The following is an 18,453-nucleotide window of genomic DNA, read 5'->3' as shown; positions in this document are numbered from 1 at the left end:
CATGATGGTACGCCGATTAACCGCTACGATTGCCATGCTCGCCCTTCTTATCGCGCAGGCGACCGCCTTGCCCCTGCCGCTCCGCCCCTGGCAGGAGGACGGGCGGGTGACGCGCGTGGAGAGCCGGTTCGACATCACGGACGTCAAGATAGATCAGGGGTGGGTCAGCGGCACGCTGGTCGCCACGATCGACACCGGGCTCTTCGAAGTCCCTCTGGCAACGCCGTTCAAGACGCTCCAAAATACAAGCTTCAAGCAGAAGATCGGCAGCATCGAGATAACGCTGGACGTCCGGATCGCCGATCCGACGACGGTTTGCTTCAAATTGTTCGCCGGCCCGGTCCAGGTCGGCAACGAACTCTGTAAAAAGGTGGTCTGAACAGGAGGTATGACCATGATCAGGTCCTTGGCAAGTCTCATGCTGCTGGTCGCATCGATGCAACCGGTTGCGGCCGCATGCAGTTGCGGTCCCGACTTTTGTACCGACGATCCGCGCATTCCTGCCGCCTTGAGGGCCAAGAAGGCCGCCCTGGCGAAGGAGTATCCCGCCCGACTGGTCGCGCTTCTCGATCGCGGCACGCAATGCGTAGCGCGCATCGAACGCGGGCCGGACGGCTTCTCGCTGGTGCTCGTCCAGAAGAACGGCGATAAGCAGTCGGTCGCCTGGACGGAGGACGATGAGCGGATCGCCAAGACGCAGCTCGCCAGCGGCACTCTCGGGCACTACTGGATCGTCCACAGCCGTCGCGCCTTCGCCTGCTGCGGCGAACCCGCCTACGACGCCCGACCCGACTACGACGCCCGCGATGACGTCAACGCCTCCCTGGCGATCCGCTGCGATCCAGGCAGGCCCTGCTGAACTCCCGGGCGCCCGAACGGCCCCGCAAAGGCCGCCGCGCGCCCGGCCACCCAGTTCCCCCAATGAACACGCGCCGGTGTGGGGGAATGGACCGGGCCGTGATGCACAAGGTTGGATTGTAGAATTCTACCCGTCTCCAGAATCATCAACCAAGAACATACCGGCATTGGAAGACAGATCCAAGTCGATCTGAAAAACCTGCGGATTATGTCGACAGCCAGCTCGATCAACCAGCGAGATATTGAGACTGCCAAGAGGGCGGATCGCCGGAGGATTTACTTGATTTTCGGTATTTCGCTTGCAAGTGCGCCATGGCCCGACCGTTCGCCGGGTCTGCGCAGCTCGCAACACCCGCGCATCGATATCGGCGACCCAGACCGGGTCCGACGGGAATCGGTGGCCTCGCCGCCGGCGGGCGGGCGGGCGGGCTCGGAAGCCGCCATGAGGTGCCGGGAGCCAGCAATCGGGAATAGTGATCAATTCTCCCGTCAGTCTCCTTCAGCTTACAGTCAGCCCATCATCATAAGTCTTGCACTCGCGAAGCATTCCTCGAATGAAGTCTTGATCCTAGCCGGGTGGATTAGCTATTTATCATCCTTCTTCGGCCGCCGTTTCGCGTTCGGCTCGCGCGTGGCGTGGTCCCGACCAATCTGCCACGTATCCGACCCCCTGGATCCTGCCGCCGAGCGCACGGACATTGGCCGCGGCATCTTCGTTCGGTGCCACCCGAATACCGTGCCCCTCCACGACGACAGCGCGCTCGACCTCATCGATGTTGTCGACCTCTATCTGCTCCGAGGTGATGTTCGTCGAAGCCGGGCAGATGCGGAAGGCCGACCGGCCGGTGAGTCGGTTCCGGATGCGCACCGGATAGAGCTTCACGCCATCCTCGGAGACGAGCCAGAAGCGGCGATCGAGACGGGAACCAATGGTCATGTTGATCCTCCTTTACGGCATTGCGGCAAAATCGCTGCGTCGGTAGCCATCCACCATCCGGCGGAGGGCCGCGGGTTCGAGCACCTCGACCCGGTCGCCCCAGGCGTAGAGGTGCCAGCACATCTCCAGATGCCCCGACGCGTGGAAGCGGACGACGAGGGAGCCGTCAGGCTCGTCCTCAAGGACCTGCTCGGGGTGAAAGAGATAGCCGCGGGCCTGGTCGGCGGCTTCCGGCCGGAAGCGCCAGGCGACAGGGCCGTATTCGGCCTCGTTCTGGTACACGCCAAAGGCCCGGTTGGCGAAGGCCTGGAGATCGAAGCCTTCGGGCCGCGTGAAAGGGACGTCCCCGACACGCGCGACCGCGACGGCGTCAAGACGGTAGGTGCGGATCGGGCCGTCAGGGTCGTCGACCGGCCGCGCGACGAGGTAGCGGCGCGCGCCAGAGAGGATCCCGTAGGGCACGACGCGGCGCGGCTTGGCCCAGGAATCGCCGTGGGAGCGGTAGTCGATCTCCAGCACGACGCAGCGCTTCACTGCCTCCAGCACAGCGGCAGCGACGTCGTCGTCAATCCTCGGCCGAGGGCCCGGCCGCGCTATGATTCCCTGCGCTTCGAGAAGTGCCTCGTGGTCGGTCTCCAGCCGCGCCATGGTCTTCGGCGGCACGAGCGCCAGGATCTTGTCCTGAAGGCGCACCAGCACGCGCGCTTCGATCGGCGATCCGGACCGGCGCAGTTCGGCGATGGCGAGGTCCAGCGCGGCGAGTTCCTCCGGCGTCAGTGACATCAGCTCGCGGACCTGCCCGCCCTCGAAGCGCCAGCGCTTTCGGCCATCCTCGTCGAAGGAGGCCACGACCTCCGGGAATACCGCTTCGAGGGCACTCATCATCCGCTGCGCCGTCCTGAGAACGCAGCCGAACCGCTCGATGACATCGTCGAGCGTTACGCCCATCCGGTGGGCCCCGACCATGCGCGCAAGCTCCAGCAACTGATCCGCCTTCGCGAACGACATGGCAGCACCCCAAGACAGAATCTGTCACCCGCTACAACCTATGCAACGATTGATAGGGGGGAGTCCAGCGTGTATGGAACGATCTCCTCAACTGCAACCGAGAAAGTTTCCTTTGGTTGCAGAAGGTTAGATAATGCGCAGCCGCACGGCGGTGGAAATTCGAACCATCTATGCGTCAGCTCGGCTACAGGCAAAGGTTGTTCTGTTTTCGTTCAGATGACGCGCTTTGTCATCCACTTAGGCGAGATTCCGGTCATTGCGACAACGTCGAGCCGACTTCGGTCTCGACTCGTCGCGACGATCGACCTCGTCACAATTGAGTTGAATGAGCTGAGCATGGACATCTACCTTCAGTATCCTGTGGCGGCCACCTATGCCGCGCTCGCCGCGACGGCCGTGGCCCTCCTGGCCGTTCTCCTGATTGCTGGGCAGAGCCGAAGACAAAAGGCACTCCTGGTCAGCATGAGCGGCCTGGCTGGCCTGCTCGATGAGGCGAACGCCACGCTGCGGGGCCTGCCGGATCTCTTCCGGGGCGAGTCGCGGATCGGTCGCGAGGAGCAGCGCCACAATCTCGCGGCGCACCAGCAAGCGCTCGAGGCGCGCCTCGGGACCGCTAGCCAGTCGCAGGCGGACCAGCTCTCCAAATTCCGCATCGAATCCGGCCAGGGCCGGACGGATCTGCAAGCCTTCCTCAAGACGGCAACGGATGGTTTCGCGGACAGCTTGGCGCGCCGGCTCGATGACATGCGCCTCACGATGAGGGAGCACGGCGAGCGCCTGGAGAAGGCGCAGGCGGAAGCTCGCGAGGTTCAGCGGACGGCGATCGAGATGCTGGTGCGCACGGTCGAGGAGCGACTCGCGACCTCGGGCAAAGTTCTCGCCGACCAGCTCGGGCAGATGCGCCAGGAGGCGACCGCGAGCGGCGTCGCGCTTCAGGCCGGCATCAAACTCGCGACCGACGGCTTTGCGGAGGTGCAGTCGCAGCGGCTCGCCGATGCCAGCCGGACCATCAAGGAGTTCGAGGAGCGGACGACCAAGGATCTTGCCGCCTCGCGCGAGCAGGTGCGCCTCGGCCTCGCCGACATGGTCGTCCAGCTGAAGGGCCTCATCGAGCAGAACGAGGCCAAGCAGGAAGCGCTCCGCGCGGCATTGACGGCCGGTCTCGACCAGCTCCGCAAGGAGAACGAGGGCAAGCTGGAGCAGATGCGCCTCACCGTCGACGAGAAGCTGCAAGGGACGCTGGAAGCGAGACTAGGCGAGTCCTTCAAGCAGGTGAGCGAACGATTGGAGCAGGTCCACAAGGGCCTTGGCGAGATGCAGACCCTCGCCAACGGCGTCGGGGACCTCAAGCGCGTGCTCACCAATGTGAAATCGCGCGGCGGTTGGGGCGAGGTCCAGCTGGGCGTCCTGCTGGAGGACATGCTGACGCCGGACCAGTATGCCCGGAACGTCCGCATCCGGCCCGAGAGCGGGGAACTCGTGGAGTTCGCAGTCCGCCTTCCGGGCAAGGAGGACGACAAGCCGGTCTTCCTGCCGATCGACGCAAAGTTCCCGCAGGACGGCTACGAACGCCTCCTCGCCGCCCAGGAAGGCGGTCTCGCGGACGAGGTGGAGAAGGCCGGCGCGGCCCTGGAACGGGCGATCCGGTTGCAGGCACGCACGATTTGCGAGAAGTACGTCCACCCGCCCCATTCGACCGACTTCGCGATCATGTACCTACCGACGGAAGGGCTATACGCCGAGGTCATCCGACGGCCGGGCCTCTGCGCGGACATCCAGAGCACGCACCGCATTCTGCTGACCGGCCCGACCACGTTGTCGGCGCTCCTGACCAGCCTGCAGATGGGCTTCCGAACGCTCGCCATCGAGAAGCGCTCCAGCGAGGTCTGGCAGGTGCTGGCAGCGGCGAAAACCGAGTTCAAGAAGTACGGCGAGGTCTGGGACAAGCTCGGCAAGCAACTGGAGACAGCGCAGAACACCGTCTCCCTGGCCGGCCGCCGGACCCGTGCTATCGAACGCAAGCTCCGCAGCGTCGAGACGATAGAAGTGCCGGACGGCTTCTTCGGCGACCTCATCGCCGCGCCGGACGAGGACGAGGACGGGGGCTCGGAGCGCGTCACGATTTGAACAGGTCCTGGGGCGCGGGACCGAACCGGTGCTGCGCCCACTGATCGAGACCCGCCGGGAGCCTTTGCCGGTGGACGATGGAGCGTCGCGGGCACATGCGAAACGACCAGGGCACGATCATTCTCTCGCCATCCGACCTCATGCGGTTCCAGGGCTGCAGGCACGCGACGGCGCTCGACCTCCGCTTGGCGCTGGGAGAGCCGCTTGTACCGGCCGACGACGGGGCAGAAGCCGCGCTGCTACAGAAGAAGGGTCACGCCCACGAGGCAGCCTATCTCGCACGGCTGGCTGCTGCCGAACTGGTTGAGATCGCGCGGACTGACGACTTCGCAACGGCGGCGGCCGAGACCACCGCGGCGATGCGGCGAGGTGTACCCGTGATCTACCAAGGTGCGCTCGGCTTCGGCCCCTGGCAGGGCTGGTCCGACTTCATCGAGCGCGTCGAGGAGCCCTCGGACCTTGGCCCGTGGTCCTACGAGGTGGCCGACACCAAGCTGAAGCGCCGCGCCGACCCGAAACACGCCATCCAGCTGGCGATCTACTCGAAGGCCGTCGCGGCGATCCAGGGCCGCCTGCCCTCCCGCGCGCACGTCGTCATCGGATCGGGAGAGCGGATCACCATCGACCTCGCCGACGTGCGCCACTCCGTCGATCGGCTCGCCGAGCGCCTCGTCGCTTTCGTCGCCGCACCCCACGCGACGGTTCCGGAACCGACGCCGTCCTGCAGGCTCTGCCGCTGGCGCGAGCACTGCGACAGCCACTACGATACCACAGACAGCCTCGTCCGGGTGGCCGGCATCACACGGCAACAACGCCGGCGGCTGGAGACGACGGAGATCGCGACGCTCACCGCCCTCGCTTCGTCGGCGGAGCCGGTGCCCCGGATGGCACCGGAGACGCTGAGCAAACTGCGAACTCAGGCGAGGCTCCAACTCGGCCGGCGCGCGGGCGGTCCACCCACGCTGGAACTCAAGGCCCTCGAACCCGGCCGCGGCTTCGCGCGCCTTCCGCGGCCGTCCCCGGGTGACCTCTTCTTCGACATGGAAGGCGATCCGCTGGTGGAAGGCGGGCGGGAATACCTCTTCGGGGTCTTCCACGAAGAGGGCGGCTTCCACGCCTGGTGGGCGCACGACGAACCCGCAGAGAAGGCGGCGCTCGGAGCCGTCCTCGGCTTCTTCGTCGAGCGCCTCGCAGCCGACCCGGCGGCGCACATCTACCACTACGCCGAGTACGAGGTGACGGCGCTGAAGCGGTTGACCCAGCGCTATGGGACCGGAGAAGCCGTCCTCGACCACCTCCTTCGCAGCCAGCGCTTCGTCGATCTCTACCGCGTCGTCCAGCAGGGCCTGCAGGCCTCAGAGGCCGGCTATTCGTTGAAGGATCTCGAAACCTTCTACCTCCCCAAGCGCGACGGCGAGGTCGCCACCGCCGGGGACAGCATCGTCGCCTACGAGACCTGGTTGGAGACCGGCGAACAGGCGATCCTCGACGGGATCGAGCGCTACAACGAGGTCGACTGCCGTTCGACGAAGGGCCTGCGCGACTGGCTCCTCTCCGTCCGACCGACGGATATGGGGTGGTTCGAACACGCCGCGGATCCGACTGTGCCCGAGGAGTTTGTCGACGCCGAGCGGGACGCGCTCCGCCGCCGGCTCGACGCCGCACGGGCCCAGCTTGGCGATCCCCTGGCAGACCTCCTCCTCGAACTCGGATCCTTCCACCGCCGCGCCGACAAGCCCGCCTGGTGGGCGCATTTCGACCGGCTCGGCCGCGACGCCGAGGACCTGATCGAGGATCTCGAATGTCTCGCCGACCTGAGGGCGATCGGCCCGTCTGATGGTGCGAGCCGCACCTACACCTATCCGCACCAAGAGACGAAGATGCGGGAGAAGGCCAAGCCCATCGTCCGCGAGCTCGGCAAGGCCGTGACGATCGCCGCGCTCGACCGCCGCCAGCGACGGGTGACGCTCGCCGGCACCAGAGCGACCGGCCCGCTCCCTGACCGGCTCGATCTCCTGCCGGCAAAGCCGCTCGACAATGGCGTGCTCCGCACCGCGGTCGCCCGGAACGCGGCGGCCCTGGCCGACGGCGGCGGCGGCCTTCGCGCAATCCGCGACTTCCTCGATCGGCGGCCGCCACGGCTCTTGGGCCTACGACCCGGCGAGGCGATCGCCCGGACGGGCGACGTGGTGGAGGCGGCAGTCGCCGCTGTCGGCGCCCTCCACCAGAGCTATCTCCCGATTCAGGGGCCGCCAGGTACCGGCAAGACCTATGTCAGCGCGAAGGCGATCGTCGCGTTGGTCCGGTCCGGCCGCCGCGTCGCGGTCTCCTCCAACGCCCACAAGGCGATCGACAATCTACTTCTCGCCGTGGCAGGCGAAGCGCGGGCCACTGGTCGGCCGGTCGCCATCGTCAAGAAGGTCTCCGACGCCTCCGAGGCACCGGACGACCCGATGATCGTCGTGACGAGGGACAACAACGCCCCCCTCCTCAGCGAGGCGGACGTGGTCGGCGGCACCGCCTTCCTGTTCGCCCGCCCGGAGATGGCCGGCATGTTCGACCACCTTGTCGTCGACGAGGCGGGCCAGGTCTCGATCGCCAGCCTCCTGGCGATGGCCGGTGCGGCCGAGAACATCGTCATCGTCGGCGACCAGATGCAGTTGCCGCAGCCGGTGCAGGGCATCCACCCCGGCGGGAGCGGGCTCTCCACGCTCGATTATCTGATGGAGGGTCGGTGCACGATCGCGGCCGACCGCGGTCTCTTCCTTCCCGTTTCCCGGCGCATGCACCCGGCCGTCTGCCGCCTCGTCGGCGAGCTCGTCTACGAGGGGCGCCTGTCGAGCGACAATGGCGCCGCCCGCCAACGGATCGACGGCGCGCCGGGATTGCCGCCTTTCGGCGTTCTCTTCGAGGAGATCGACCACGCCGGCAACGCCCAGACCAGCGAGGAGGAGGCCGACCGGATCGTCGCTCTTCACGCAGCCCTCCTCGGCTCCTCCTTCACCGACCGGGACGGCCGGACGCGCCGGCTCGGCGTCGAGGACGTCCTCGTCGTCAGCCCCTACAATGCGCAGGTGAACCTCCTGACGGAGCGCCTGCCGGACGGGGCACGCGTCGGCACGGTCGACCGCTTCCAGGGCCAGGAGGCACCCGCCAGCCTGATCTCGATGGCAACATCGAGCGCGGAGGAGATGCCGCGCGACGTCGGCTTCCTGTTCAGCCTGGAGCGGCTCAACGTCGCCCTGTCGCGCGCCCAGGCCCTTGCCGTTGTGGTTGCCTCGCCACGCCTCCTCGACGTGCCATGCGCGAGCCTCGACGAAATGCGTCTCGTCAATGCCCTCTGCGCAGTCCGCGCCTACGCTCGAAAAGGGTGGCCGTAAGATCGCTCGCGTTTACGTTTCGTTCAGATGTCCGGTTCGGTCACCCCGGCCTGCCATTCTCCTTCTACCGAATTGGAAGGAGACCGTCATGCTCACCCGCCATGCCGAGATCCGCTGCCAGCAGCGAGGCATCCGTCCCGAGGTCGTCGCCACCCTGCTCGCCTACGGCCGCCGCGAGCGCCGGCATGGCGCCGACGTCTGCTTCATGGATCGCGACGCCCACCGCCGCGCCGAACGCGACCTCGGGCGGAAGACTTACGCTCGCCTGTCGGATCGGCTGGGGACGTATCTGGTGGTGGGGGATGACGGGCAAGTGATCACGGCGGCCCCGAGGCTGGGCCGGATGAGAATTTGACCGAACTCTTCTAGCGCTCGAAGATGTAGCGCTGGTGCTGATGACAACCTTGAGCGACGGTTTCGGGTCAACGCAGCCTGTATCGGGTACATGGCTAGTCGCCCCGTAACCCGCCATGGCACCGGCATTGACAGAATTTGTGTCGAAACAGATTGACGCCGCCACTCGCTTTCGACAGTACAACCGTCGATAGGAGCGCGCCGTTAACATTTCGCGAGCTCGCAGCGGCAACTCGGGTCGTCGAGCGTCAGATCCGCTACATGATCGCCGAGGGCTTTGTCCCGCCGCGCGGTGGCCGGGCGAGAGCCGACTATGGCGACGATCATGTGGCGGTCATCCGGCGCCACACCGACCTGCGTGCGAAAGGCCTGCCGCCGTCCGCGATCAAGGTGCTCCTCGAAGAGGGAACGGCCGTGCCGTTCTCGTTGGCGCCGGGACTGACCCTCATGGTCGAGCCTCGGGTGATCGGCAGCGGGGCCGATGTCGAGCCCCTCGTGCCGCGCCTCGCCGAGGTCCTGCGGACCGTTTTGGAGAAGGATCGAGGCCATGGTGATTGATGAAGCCGTCAGGTCCGCCGACCCTTTCGCCGCCTGGACCGCCGGCGCCTACGTCGCCGGCAGCGGGGCGTCGGCCCGCTCGTCTCAACCCGCTATGACGTGCGCATCGTAGGCGCTCTAGCGCTGGTTTCCACCCGGCGTATCGTCCGCAACGCGGAGGAACGCAGCATCGAGGCGACCGTCACTTTTCCGGTCCCGGTTCACGGGATCATACACGGGCTGATAGCCCGTTGGAGCGCGCGTTCCATTTGTCACGAACGTCACTTCGTCATTCCTCGCCATCGCGTATGAGGGCCTTGGGGACGAGCCCGGCGCCGCCCGTCTGGGCGATCGCGTCGGCGGTTCATGGGGGGCGGCATGGCAGACGTTGAGACCCTGACGCGTGTGCTGGCCGAGGCCGGCGCACGCGACGACGCCATCGCGGGCGTGCTCCGGACGGCCGCAAACGCGTGGCTGGTCCGTTTCGAGGATGTCGACGTCGAGATCGAGTACGACTCCGCCGGCGACCGCCTGGTCTTCGCCTCGGTGATCGGTCCGGTCCCGCAGCAGAAGCGGGAGGAGATCCTGGAGGCGCTGCTCGCCTATTCGTTCCTGGCGCGCGAGACCGGCGGGGTTCACATGGCGATGACCGCGCCGGGCGGCGAGGCCGTCCAGATGGCCGCCGTCCCGGGCGAGGGCGCGGGCGTCGACCGGCTCGTCACGGTCGTGACCAACATGGCCGAGAACACACGGATCTGGCGCGCCATGTTCGCCTCCGCGATGGGGCTCGGCGCGGCCGAACCGGTCGACGTGCCGGGCATGATGATCCGCATCTGAGGGGGCACCGATGGCGATCCATGGACCGCAGTTCACCGTCACCCACGGGACCACGCTCAAGCAAATCGACGACTTCCTCGCCCAGAACACCAAAGCGGGCGACAAGATCCTCGGCAAGCTCGACAAGGCGACCGGCAACACGATCCTCTACGTCGGCGGAAAGACGTCCCTGAAGGACGCCGTCACCGGCAAGGCGCAGCAGCGCAAGGAGAACGCCAAGAACGCCTTCGAGCAGGCGCTCGCCCAAACCGCCACGGGCGCCAAGGACGGGCTCAGCAAGGCCAAGGCCGAACAGATCGACAAGCTGCTCTCCGACATCGCCAAACTGCGCGCCTCGACCGGCCAGCACGGCATGACGACGAGCCAGTTCGGCGCTCTCGCCTCCGCCTACCTGTCCGCCGCCAAGGCGATCTCGGCGCCGAAGCCGCAAGCGACCGGCGAGGGGCCGAAGCTCGCCGATCTCGGCCCCCTCGGCACGGCCGTGAAACAGGCGGCGGACGCCCTCGTCAGCGCGTTTGCCGGCCATGGCGACATGGACGCCATCGCGGACGGGCTCGGCGATACCATCGCGACGGGCTATCTCGCGGGCCACGCCACCGACGAAGATCGCCTCGCCTTCGCCACCGACAACGGCAAGACGCTCCGGACCGAACTCCGGACCGCGATGGAGCAGGCGCTCGGCCCCGACGGCAAGGCCCGGCTGGACGATCCGAGGACCGACGACATGCTCGCCGCCGCGTTCAACCGCGCCGCATCGAAGATGCTGCCCCAGAACGCCGAATTGGCGACCACCTCGTCGATCCTGGGCCAGGGCGGCAAGCCAGTCGACCTCCCCCACATCACCATCGGCGGCAAGGAATACAAGCCGGAGCGCTTCCTGGGCGAGGGCGGCTTCGCCAAGGTCTACGGCTACCAGTCCGTGGAGAACCCGGAGGAGCGCATCGCCTTCAAGATCATGAACCCGCCCGCCGAGGGGGCCAAGCTCGAGGCGCGCGACAAGATCACGGCCGAGCAGGGCCGCGAGATCGTCAATCACATGGACATCGAGGGCGCCGGCCACGAGAACATCATCGGCTTCAAGGGCATGCTCCGCACGCCAGACGGCCGCCTCGGCATCGCCATGGAGACCGCGCCGAACGGGACGGTGTTCGACTTCGCCGCGAAGCTGGACGCCATGATCGGCACCGGCCCGGGCAAGATTTCCGGGGAACAGGCCAACGTGCTGCGCCTCACCCTGATCCAAGACATGGCGGCTGGCCTGGCGCATCTCCAGGATGCCCAGGGCATGGCGCATCTCGACTTCAAGTCGCCGAACTGCCTCATCGACGAGGAGGGCCGGGTCAAGGTGGCCGACTTCGGCAATGCCGAGGCGGGCGCCGGGATCGTCGCCGAAACCGCCCAGCTGCCGGCCAACCCGGCCTGGCTCGCCCCTGAAGTCATCATCGCCAAAGGCAAGCTCGCGGCGATTACCGAAGATGCGCGAAAGGTCCAGACCAACGAGACCAAGTATGTCGAGTCGAACCTGAAGGCGCTGTTTCCAACCGCCAGCAAGAGCGACATCACCGCGCTCGGCCGGGACATCATGAAGGCGCGCTCGGCGGAGTTGAGCGCGGGCGCGAAGGCGCAGCGCGAAGGCATCGACACCCTGGATGCGCGAGCCGATACGTTCAGCCTCGGGCAGGCCGCCATGGACCTGTTCCGCGGCACCTATTTCGGCAAGGAGACCTCATTCATGTCCGAAGTCGAGAACGACCTTGCGGCCTTCGGCAAGAATCCCTTCAACCGCGCGGTCGACAAGCCGGACATGTACGGCAATCTGCCGAGCGGCGCGCTCATGAAGTCGACCGGCGACGACGACGTCGACGCCTTCCTGAACAGCCTGCTCGATCCCGTGCCGAGCGCCCGCCCGCAGCTCTCCACCGCGATCGGCGACCCGATCTTCACACGTCCGGGCGTCGGCAGCGATGCGGCTCGCGGCCTGCTCCTGGCCATCATAGGCGGCGATGCCGGGGCGATCGACACCGCCAAGGGCGTGCTCGACAACACCGTCCACGCGCCCCCGGACCGCCCCCTGCCGCCGACCCCCGACCAGGTCGGCCAAATGCGAGTGTGAGGCGGTCTCAGGCCTCGGGGACCAAGCCGTCCGGTGGCCCCTCGCCTGCCACGTCGAACGGGCCTTCGGTTGGGCGGCCGATCCTCCAAGGGTCCGGCTTCGGAAGGCTCGACGGGTGAACGCCGCGCTTTCGTTCCTCGTCGCGATCCCGCGGACACGCGTCTCGTCGTGATCGAGCCCGCAAGCCGCGATCATGCGGCGTGATGGCCGGTTCGTCGTGGAGACGTGTTCGTACATATGGGTCGCCCCGAGGTCCCGGCACGCGCCGCCGACCGGGATGGCATTCACGAGGGTGCCGAGCCCGCAACCCCGTCGGGATGTCGCAACCGCCACCGGTCCGACCCAGTCGTGACGGCGGTGGGGCCTTTAGGCATTGTGGGGCAGATTGGCGTGCGCCGTCGCCACGACGGCACCCGCCCGATCTCCGATCGCCACCGTGATCGCCGGTCCGAAGTCGCCGGCCAGCATCGAGTCGGAGAACGGCGCCACGCCCGCCTCCGCCCAGATGTCTCGATCGTCTGCCGCCCGTCGCGCCGGGTCCGCTTCGAAGTCGGCCACGCCCATCAAGGTGCCTCGCTCACGCTCCGGCCGGGACGAACAGGCAGGTCGTCGGTGCCGTCGGTTTGCCGCCCAACGAGCAGCGATGGAACTGCCCATCAGGGGAGGACCGCGCGCGGTCGAACGCGATCACCTCCCCGGTTGCCAGGATCCTGTAGCCGTACGGGGACACTTCGACGTCGCGCGCGTCAATCACGTAACAGTCCTGCCCGGAGCAGCAGGCGCGCGGATACGTCCAGCCGGACGGGGCCTCGTGCGCCGGAGCGGCCCGAGCCAGCACCCCTATCCCAAGCGCCACCGCGTAGGTCAGGTTCCGCATGCCTGACTTTAGCACAGGCGCACAGGTTCCGGCGTTGCGCTCGGAGGCAGAGTGTCCGCGGCGGGGAGCGCGCCGGAGTTCGGCGACACCGAACGGACGGCACGCCGTGGCCCTGGTCGCAAAGTCATTGAATCCGGCGTAGCGTTCGGGGCCGCTCTGGTTCCGCATGGGGGCCGACATGGCGAAGGGTTGTGTCCGGGGAGGCCTTCCGATCTCGTCCGTGGCGCCATGGGCAGAACCAGTCGCCGATACCGCACGGCGAGCGCGCGGGCAGACACGCTTAGGGCTGGCGGGTTCCCCTGGCGTCCGCCCTCTGGGCCTTGCGGCGCCGGCCGTGGCACCCGCCCGCGAGACTGCGGGGATGCCCATTTGTCGTTCGATGCCGGCAGACGAGAGGTAAGCTCATGACCGTGTTCGACGAGTCCAACGACGAGACGATGCTTCGCCGCGCCTTTGCGGTCGCCCGTGCCGCACGGGAGGGCGGCGAGCACCCGTTCGGCGCGATCCTGGTCGGCCCCGACGGGGCCGTGCTCATGGAGCAGCCGAATGCCTACAACGCGGAAGGGCAGGACATGACGGCGCATGCCGAACGCATGCTGGCCACGCGGGCATCGAAGCGCTGGCCGCCGGACTTCCTCGCCAGTTGCACCATGTTCAGCTCGGCCGAACCCTGCGCGATGTGCTCGGGCGCGATCTACTGGGCCGGTATCGGCCGGGTCGTCTACGGTCAGGCCGAGACGGACGTCAAGGCCGTGACCGGGGACCATCCCGAGAACCCCACCCTCGACCTGCCCTGCCGGACGGTCTTCGCGCACGGCCAACGCGTGGTCGTCGTCAAAGGACCGCTCCTGGCGGAGGAGGCCTCTTCGCTTCATGCCGGGTTCTGGACTGCCGACAAGCCTCAGAGCGCCTGATCGCGTTCACGCAACCGGTCGCGCGCGTGGAATGCCGACGCCGCAGCCGCCGAAACCGAAGGCACGGCATTCCAGCGATGTGCTAGAGTTCGGAATGTGGAGCGTGCAGAGAAGGAAAGACCTTCATGGATGCCGCGGGGGTTATCGTGACTCCGTTCACCCGCCTCGTTGGAGCGCGCCATCCCATCGTGTCGGCGCCGATGGGGCGTCTCTCCCGACCGGACCTTGCCGCAGCCGTGACCAACGCCGGTGGCGTTGGGGCGATCGGTTTCAGTTGGGACAGCCCGCATCACGTCGAACAGTTGGTCAGGGCCATGCGGCAACTCACCCGCGACGGTCCCTTTGTCGCCAACTTCTCGCTCGAGTGGGATCAGCACGAGAGGATGGAGGCGGCGCTGTCGGCCGGCGCCCGGATCTTGTCCTTCTTCTGGGGTGATCCCGCGCCCTATGTGGATCGCGCAAAAGCCGCAGGGGCTCTGGTCCTGCACACCGTCGGGACACCCGAGGAGGCGCGAAGAGCCGTCGATCTCGGGGTGGACGTTTTGGTCGCCCAGGGCAACGAGGCCGGCGGTCACGTGTGGGGGCGGCTCTCCACCATGGTTCTGGTGCCGCTTGTGGCGGACGTTGCGGGGAGAGTCCCGGTCCTCGCCGCCGGCGGCATCGCCGATGGACGCGGCCTCGCAGCGGCTCTGATGCTGGGAGCTTCGGGTGTCTGGCTGGGCACGCGATTTCTCGCCTCGACCGAAGCGGCCTGCCACCCGGATTACAAGCGCCGTCTGGTCGAAGCGGCTGCGACCGATACGATCGAGACCACGCTCTTCGACGGCGGTTGGCCGGACGCACCGAGTCGCGTGTTGCGCAACCGTACGGTCGAGGCCTGGGAAGCGGCGGGCCGCCCAGGGTCCGGATCTCGACCCGGAGAAGGTGATGAGATCGGCCGCACAGCCGAGGGCCAGCCGATCCGGCGGTACTCGATCGCCAGTCTGCTCAGTGGCGCCCAAGGCGATCTCGATGACTTTCCCGTCTATGCAGGACAGTCGGTTGGTCTGGTAAGAGAGGTGCGGCCGGCGTCGGAGACGGTCACGAACCTGATCGACGAGGCCGTACGGGCCATGGCTTGGGGCCCGCAGCGAGACAAGCCTTCCTCGGGAAGGGCCTGAGCCGCGCACCTGCGTCGACCAGCCGTAACCGCAAGGAGGCGTTTCGAAGACCGACCGGTCAGCGACGGCGCCAGATCCCAAGACGCCGCTCGCGGGCGATGGCTTCGGCCTCCCGTTGGGCATCGTCGGCGTCCGGGCTCGCGGAACTGCCGCCGGCGCTGAGGATGATCCAGGCGAGGTCGCGTCCGCCGACCTCGCAGCGGTGCCAGCCGTCTGCGATCCGCTGGCAGTCCAGGGGCTTGCGGCGGATGAATCGGGCGAGCGAGCGGGCTGGTCGTCCGCGCGAGGGTTCGATCCCCTTCAGGCGCACCACGGTTCCGTCGATCTCGAGGGTTGCGGTATCGATTACCTTGGCACGACCGCTGACGGCCTCGCGGTCCTGATCCGCCGATACTTCGGCGTCAGCGGGCGCCGATCCGGTCGGGCCGGGTGCGGCTCTCGCATCGGGATCGCCGGTCATCGCGGCGACCCCGTCGGCGGGTCGACGGATGGCGGGCGGGGGCGACGGACGGGTCGCGACCGCCTTGGCGACGAAGTCGTGCCAGATCGCCGCCGGGACATCCCCGCCGGTGACGCCCTGCATCGGCGTATTGTCGTCGTTGCCGACCCAAACGCCCACGATCAACGCGTCCGTGTAGCCGACGAACCAGGCGTCGCGGTTGTCCTGCGTGGTCCCGGTCTTGCCGGCGACGGCCGTCCCGGCGACGGCGGCGCCGTGGCCGGTCCCGCTCCGCACCACCGAGGCGAGGAGATCCCGCATGGCCTCGCGCGCGCCGGCGCGGTCCGGATTGGACGGGGGAGCGGCAGCGGGGGCCGCCCTAGCACGGTCATAGAGCCGACGATCGGGGCCTTCGACGGTCTGCACCAGGAACGGCTCGAAGGGCTCGCGGCCGGTCGCGATGCTGCCGTAGGCACCGGTGATCTCCATGAGGCTCACCTCGGCGGTGCCGAGCGCTATGCTGGGCACGGACGGGATTTCGGACCGAATGCCCAGGCGTCGCGCCGTCGCGATCACCCGGTCCCGGCCGACCTCCTCGGACAGCTGCACCGCTACCGTGTTGATCGACTTGGCGAAGGCCTGGCGCAGGTCCATCGTGCCGGCATGGCCGCCGCCGTAATTCTGCGGCTCCCAGTCGCCGATCCTGACCGGTCGGTCCACCACACGGGTATCCGGGTCCGCCCCGTGCTCCAGCGCCGCGAGATAGACGAACAGCTTGAACAGCGAGCCGGGTTGGCGGCGCGCCTGGGTCACCCGGTTGAACTGGCTGGCCGCATAGTCGCGCCCGCCCACCGCGGCCTTGACGGCGCCATCGGGACCGATCGCGACCAGGGCGGCTTGTCCGATACGCTTGGCACCTCCCTCGGCAGAGAGCCGGGCCTCGATCACCTCCTCGGCGAGGGCCTGCAGGGCAGGATCGAGAGTCGTGCGGACCATGAAATCGGCGGGCATCTCGCCGAACAGGGCACGCAGCTCCGCGGCGGCCATGTCGACGAAATAGCCCGCCCCGTCCGAGGCTGGGAAATGCAATGAACGGATCGCCACGCGGTCGAGCCCTGCGGCTTCGACATCGGCGGCGGTGATCATGTCGGCGTCCCGCATGGCGGCGAGGACCGTCCTGGCGCGGGCGCGGGCGGAGTCGAGGTTGCGGTGCGGCGCGAGTTGGGTCGGGGCGCGCACGAGGCCGGCCAGCATGGCCGCCTCGCCGAGGGAAAGGTCCTTCGGGGCCTTCTCGAAATAGCGCCGGGCGGCGGCGTCGACCCCGTAGGTGCCGGCGCCGAAATAGGCCGTGTTCAGGTAGCGAACGAGGATCTCGTCCTTCCCGAGCTGGTGTTCGAGCCAGACCGCCAGCATGACCTCCTGCACCTTTCGCCGGAGGGTGCGGTCCGGCGACAGGTAGAGCAGGCGCGCGAGCTGCTGGGTCAGCGTGCTGGCGCCCTCGACCGTCCCGCCGCTCGACAGGTTGCGCCACAGCGCGCGCGCCATGCCGCGGATGTCGAAGCCCGGGTGCTCGTAGAAGCGACGGTCCTCGATGGCCACGATCGCCCGCGGAAGATGCGGCCCCAAGTCGGCCAGCGAAGCGACGCCGCCCCTGATCTGCCCGCGCATCGCGAAGGCGCGGCCATCGTCGGCAACGAAGACCGCCGATCCGGCCGACTGGCCGCGCAGGCCGCCGTCATGGGGCAGCGTGGCGAGGCAGAAGACCAGGAAACCGACGAGGGTCAGGACCGCGACGGCGCCGAGGCCGACGAGGACGCGGATGGGGGACAACCGGACCTGCTTCAGCGGTACCAATATCGAGCGGCCGCCGCTGGCCAGCCAAGCTCCTGCTGTCGCGAAGGCCGACCGGACCTTGTCGCCCGTGCCGGGCGGAATGCGAGGGCGGGGCAGTGTGACGGTGAAGCGGATCGGCCCCGGCATGGGCGGCGCGGCCGGTTTCGCAGCGATCGAGTTCTCACCCGTTCGCGCCCCCGGCCTCATTTCGATCGGGGCCGCAGGCGCTCCTTCTCCGGTCCGGGCCTCTGGCCCGGCCTTTTCGTCCGATTGAATGACCCGCAGATTCGCCATGTCGTGAAAGTCTCGACCTGGCCAAGTGAACTTGGCTGTCTCGGGTCGGTTCCATGGCGTGGCCTCGACCTGGGTCGCTTCTGAAGGCGCAGCCACAGGAAGGGGCCATCCCCCGCCCGTCCAGTGGAGCGCTCAGCGAGTGTTGCGGCCGGCGTGTCGGGACGGTGCCGATCGCGGCGACGACGCGGCCGGACTCAGGGGCATGACGCCCGCAAACCACCCGGCCCCTCGCGCGACGCCACGGCCGCTTGCCCCCTGCGGGCAAGGTGCGCAGAGATCAGCTCCGTGTCGTCAAGGTCGATAGTTGGTCGGTATCGTATCGGTCGCGTAGCGCGGAGAGTGCGTCCTGATCCGGCGCCCCATGGGTGGCGAGCTCGGCCAGCTCTTCGAAATAGTGCTCGTGCCCGGGCGGGGAAACCGTCATCAGGACCCGGGCGGGCGTGTCGCTCACGTTGGTGATGTTGTGGGGGACGCCCGGCGGAATGAACACGAACGTCCCGCGGGTGGCCCGGACTATGTCTTCGCCCACGTGCCAGACACACTCGCCCTCGAGGACGTAAAAGGTTTCTTCCTGCACTCGGTGAATATGCAGCCCCGTGGCGAACCCCGCGGGGATCGTCCAATCGAACATGCTGGTGTAGCGGGTTTTCTCGCCGGTCACGAGGAAGGCCATCGGGTAGCCGTGCAACACGACGCCTGGGGCCTGGTTCGCCATCCGGATCACGGATTTGGAGTTCATCGCCGTCCTCCTTGGCCGCGGCGTGTCGCGGCACTCGGACGACGAT

The 18,453-nt window shown here is 67.7% G+C and carries 16 protein-coding genes; 10 read left to right on the top strand and 6 right to left on the bottom strand.

Annotation, left to right across the window (positions count from 1 at the left end):
• Position 1: 1 nt before the first annotated feature.
• Together WBG79_RS03430 and WBG79_RS03425 are read left to right on the top strand one after the other, a co-directional pair.
• Complete coding sequence (locus WBG79_RS03430; protein ID WP_337355709.1) at positions 2–379, top strand: hypothetical protein; 378 nt, start codon at positions 2–4, stop codon at positions 377–379.
• A gap of 15 nt (positions 380–394) precedes the next feature.
• Positions 395–859, top strand: a complete 465-nt coding sequence (locus tag WBG79_RS03425; protein WP_337355708.1) for a hypothetical protein — start codon at positions 395–397, stop codon at positions 857–859.
• A 591-nt stretch (positions 860–1,450) separates the two neighbouring features.
• Here WBG79_RS03425 and WBG79_RS03420 read toward each other — a convergent pair.
• Positions 1,451–1,795, bottom strand: a complete 345-nt coding sequence (locus WBG79_RS03420; protein WP_337355707.1) for a hypothetical protein — start codon at positions 1,793–1,795, stop codon at positions 1,451–1,453.
• A 12-nt stretch (positions 1,796–1,807) separates the two neighbouring features.
• Positions 1,808–2,803, bottom strand: coding sequence for a helix-turn-helix transcriptional regulator (locus WBG79_RS03415; RefSeq protein WP_337355706.1), 996 nt, complete (start codon positions 2,801–2,803; stop codon positions 1,808–1,810).
• Positions 2,804–3,019: 216 nt separating this feature from the next.
• On the opposite strand from WBG79_RS03415, the gene rmuC reads away from it, so the two are divergent.
• The 6 genes from rmuC (at position 3,020) to WBG79_RS03385 (ending at position 12,151) form a co-directional block, all read left to right on the top strand.
• Positions 3,020–4,930, top strand: coding sequence for a DNA recombination protein RmuC (gene rmuC / locus WBG79_RS03410; RefSeq protein WP_337355705.1), 1,911 nt, complete (start codon positions 3,020–3,022; stop codon positions 4,928–4,930).
• A gap of 95 nt (positions 4,931–5,025) precedes the next feature.
• Positions 5,026–8,310, top strand: coding sequence for a TM0106 family RecB-like putative nuclease (locus WBG79_RS03405; RefSeq protein ID WP_337355704.1), 3,285 nt, complete (start codon positions 5,026–5,028; stop codon positions 8,308–8,310).
• Positions 8,311–8,398: 88 nt separating this feature from the next.
• A complete protein-coding gene (locus WBG79_RS03400) occupies positions 8,399–8,665 on the top strand; it encodes a hypothetical protein (protein WP_337355703.1) in 267 nt (88 codons plus the stop codon).
• A gap of 137 nt (positions 8,666–8,802) precedes the next feature.
• Positions 8,803–9,222, top strand: a complete 420-nt coding sequence (locus tag WBG79_RS03395) for a helix-turn-helix domain-containing protein (protein WP_337355702.1) — start codon at positions 8,803–8,805, stop codon at positions 9,220–9,222.
• A 357-nt stretch (positions 9,223–9,579) separates the two neighbouring features.
• A complete protein-coding gene (locus WBG79_RS03390; protein WP_337355701.1) occupies positions 9,580–10,038 on the top strand; it encodes a type III secretion system chaperone in 459 nt (152 codons plus the stop codon).
• Between the two features lie 10 nt (positions 10,039–10,048).
• Positions 10,049–12,151, top strand: a complete 2,103-nt coding sequence (locus WBG79_RS03385) for a protein kinase domain-containing protein (RefSeq protein WP_337355700.1) — start codon at positions 10,049–10,051, stop codon at positions 12,149–12,151.
• Between the two features lie 366 nt (positions 12,152–12,517).
• On the opposite strand, the gene WBG79_RS03380 is transcribed toward WBG79_RS03385, so the two are convergent.
• Together WBG79_RS03380 and WBG79_RS03375 are read right to left on the bottom strand one after the other, a co-directional pair.
• Positions 12,518–12,715 (bottom strand): hypothetical protein, encoded by a 198-nt coding sequence (locus WBG79_RS03380; protein ID WP_337355699.1) that lies wholly within the window; start codon positions 12,713–12,715, stop codon positions 12,518–12,520.
• A gap of 13 nt (positions 12,716–12,728) precedes the next feature.
• Positions 12,729–13,028: a hypothetical protein gene (locus WBG79_RS03375; RefSeq protein WP_337355698.1), complete on the bottom strand. Its 300-nt coding sequence runs from the start codon at positions 13,026–13,028 to the stop codon at positions 12,729–12,731.
• A gap of 404 nt (positions 13,029–13,432) precedes the next feature.
• Here WBG79_RS03375 and WBG79_RS03370 point away from each other — a divergent pair, with 404 nt between their 5' ends.
• A complete protein-coding gene (locus WBG79_RS03370; protein ID WP_337355697.1) occupies positions 13,433–13,942 on the top strand; it encodes a nucleoside deaminase in 510 nt (169 codons plus the stop codon).
• A gap of 125 nt (positions 13,943–14,067) precedes the next feature.
• The gene (locus WBG79_RS03365; protein ID WP_337355696.1) at positions 14,068–15,102 is read left to right on the top strand and encodes an NAD(P)H-dependent flavin oxidoreductase; all 1,035 of its coding nucleotides are present in this window, start codon (positions 14,068–14,070) and stop codon (positions 15,100–15,102) included.
• Positions 15,103–15,160: 58 nt separating this feature from the next.
• Here the strand turns inward: WBG79_RS03365 and WBG79_RS03360 are convergent, their stop codons facing one another.
• Positions 15,161–17,371 carry a PBP1A family penicillin-binding protein gene (locus WBG79_RS03360; protein WP_337355695.1) on the bottom strand — a complete coding sequence of 737 codons (2,211 nt, stop codon included), beginning with the start codon at positions 17,369–17,371 and terminating at the stop codon, positions 15,161–15,163.
• A gap of 574 nt (positions 17,372–17,945) precedes the next feature.
• The gene (locus WBG79_RS03355; RefSeq protein ID WP_337355694.1) at positions 17,946–18,407 is read right to left on the bottom strand and encodes a cupin domain-containing protein; all 462 of its coding nucleotides are present in this window, start codon (positions 18,405–18,407) and stop codon (positions 17,946–17,948) included.
• Positions 18,408–18,453: the final 46 nt, after the last annotated feature.

Origin of the sequence: Prosthecomicrobium sp. N25 (assembly GCF_037203705.1) — a bacterium.
In the GTDB taxonomy this organism is placed as follows: Bacteria; Pseudomonadota; Alphaproteobacteria; order Rhizobiales; family Ancalomicrobiaceae; genus Prosthecodimorpha.
Note: the sequence above shows the minus strand (reverse complement) of the source record. Positions and strands in the feature narration are given on the sequence as shown.

Bases quoted from the DNA above. Each gene is read 5' to 3' on its own strand.
- WBG79_RS03430 (WP_337355709.1), top strand. From the start codon at position 2: ATGATGGTACGCCGATTAACCGCTACGATTGCCATGCTCGCCCTTCTT.
- WBG79_RS03425 (WP_337355708.1), top strand. From the start codon at position 395: ATGATCAGGTCCTTGGCAAGTCTCATGCTGCTGGTCGCATCGATGCAA.
- WBG79_RS03420 (WP_337355707.1), bottom strand. From the start codon at position 1,795: ATGACCATTGGTTCCCGTCTCGATCGCCGCTTCTGGCTCGTCTCCGAG.
- WBG79_RS03415 (WP_337355706.1), bottom strand. From the start codon at position 2,803: ATGTCGTTCGCGAAGGCGGATCAGTTGCTGGAGCTTGCGCGCATGGTC.
- rmuC (WP_337355705.1), top strand. From the start codon at position 3,020: ATGACGCGCTTTGTCATCCACTTAGGCGAGATTCCGGTCATTGCGACA.
- WBG79_RS03405 (WP_337355704.1), top strand. From the start codon at position 5,026: ATGCGAAACGACCAGGGCACGATCATTCTCTCGCCATCCGACCTCATG.
- WBG79_RS03400 (WP_337355703.1), top strand. From the start codon at position 8,399: ATGCTCACCCGCCATGCCGAGATCCGCTGCCAGCAGCGAGGCATCCGT.
- WBG79_RS03390 (WP_337355701.1), top strand. From the start codon at position 9,580: ATGGCAGACGTTGAGACCCTGACGCGTGTGCTGGCCGAGGCCGGCGCA.
- WBG79_RS03385 (WP_337355700.1), top strand. From the start codon at position 10,049: ATGGCGATCCATGGACCGCAGTTCACCGTCACCCACGGGACCACGCTC.
- WBG79_RS03380 (WP_337355699.1), bottom strand. From the start codon at position 12,715: ATGGGCGTGGCCGACTTCGAAGCGGACCCGGCGCGACGGGCGGCAGAC.
- WBG79_RS03375 (WP_337355698.1), bottom strand. From the start codon at position 13,028: ATGCGGAACCTGACCTACGCGGTGGCGCTTGGGATAGGGGTGCTGGCT.
- WBG79_RS03370 (WP_337355697.1), top strand. From the start codon at position 13,433: ATGACCGTGTTCGACGAGTCCAACGACGAGACGATGCTTCGCCGCGCC.
- WBG79_RS03365 (WP_337355696.1), top strand. From the start codon at position 14,068: ATGGATGCCGCGGGGGTTATCGTGACTCCGTTCACCCGCCTCGTTGGA.
- WBG79_RS03355 (WP_337355694.1), bottom strand. From the start codon at position 18,407: ATGAACTCCAAATCCGTGATCCGGATGGCGAACCAGGCCCCAGGCGTC.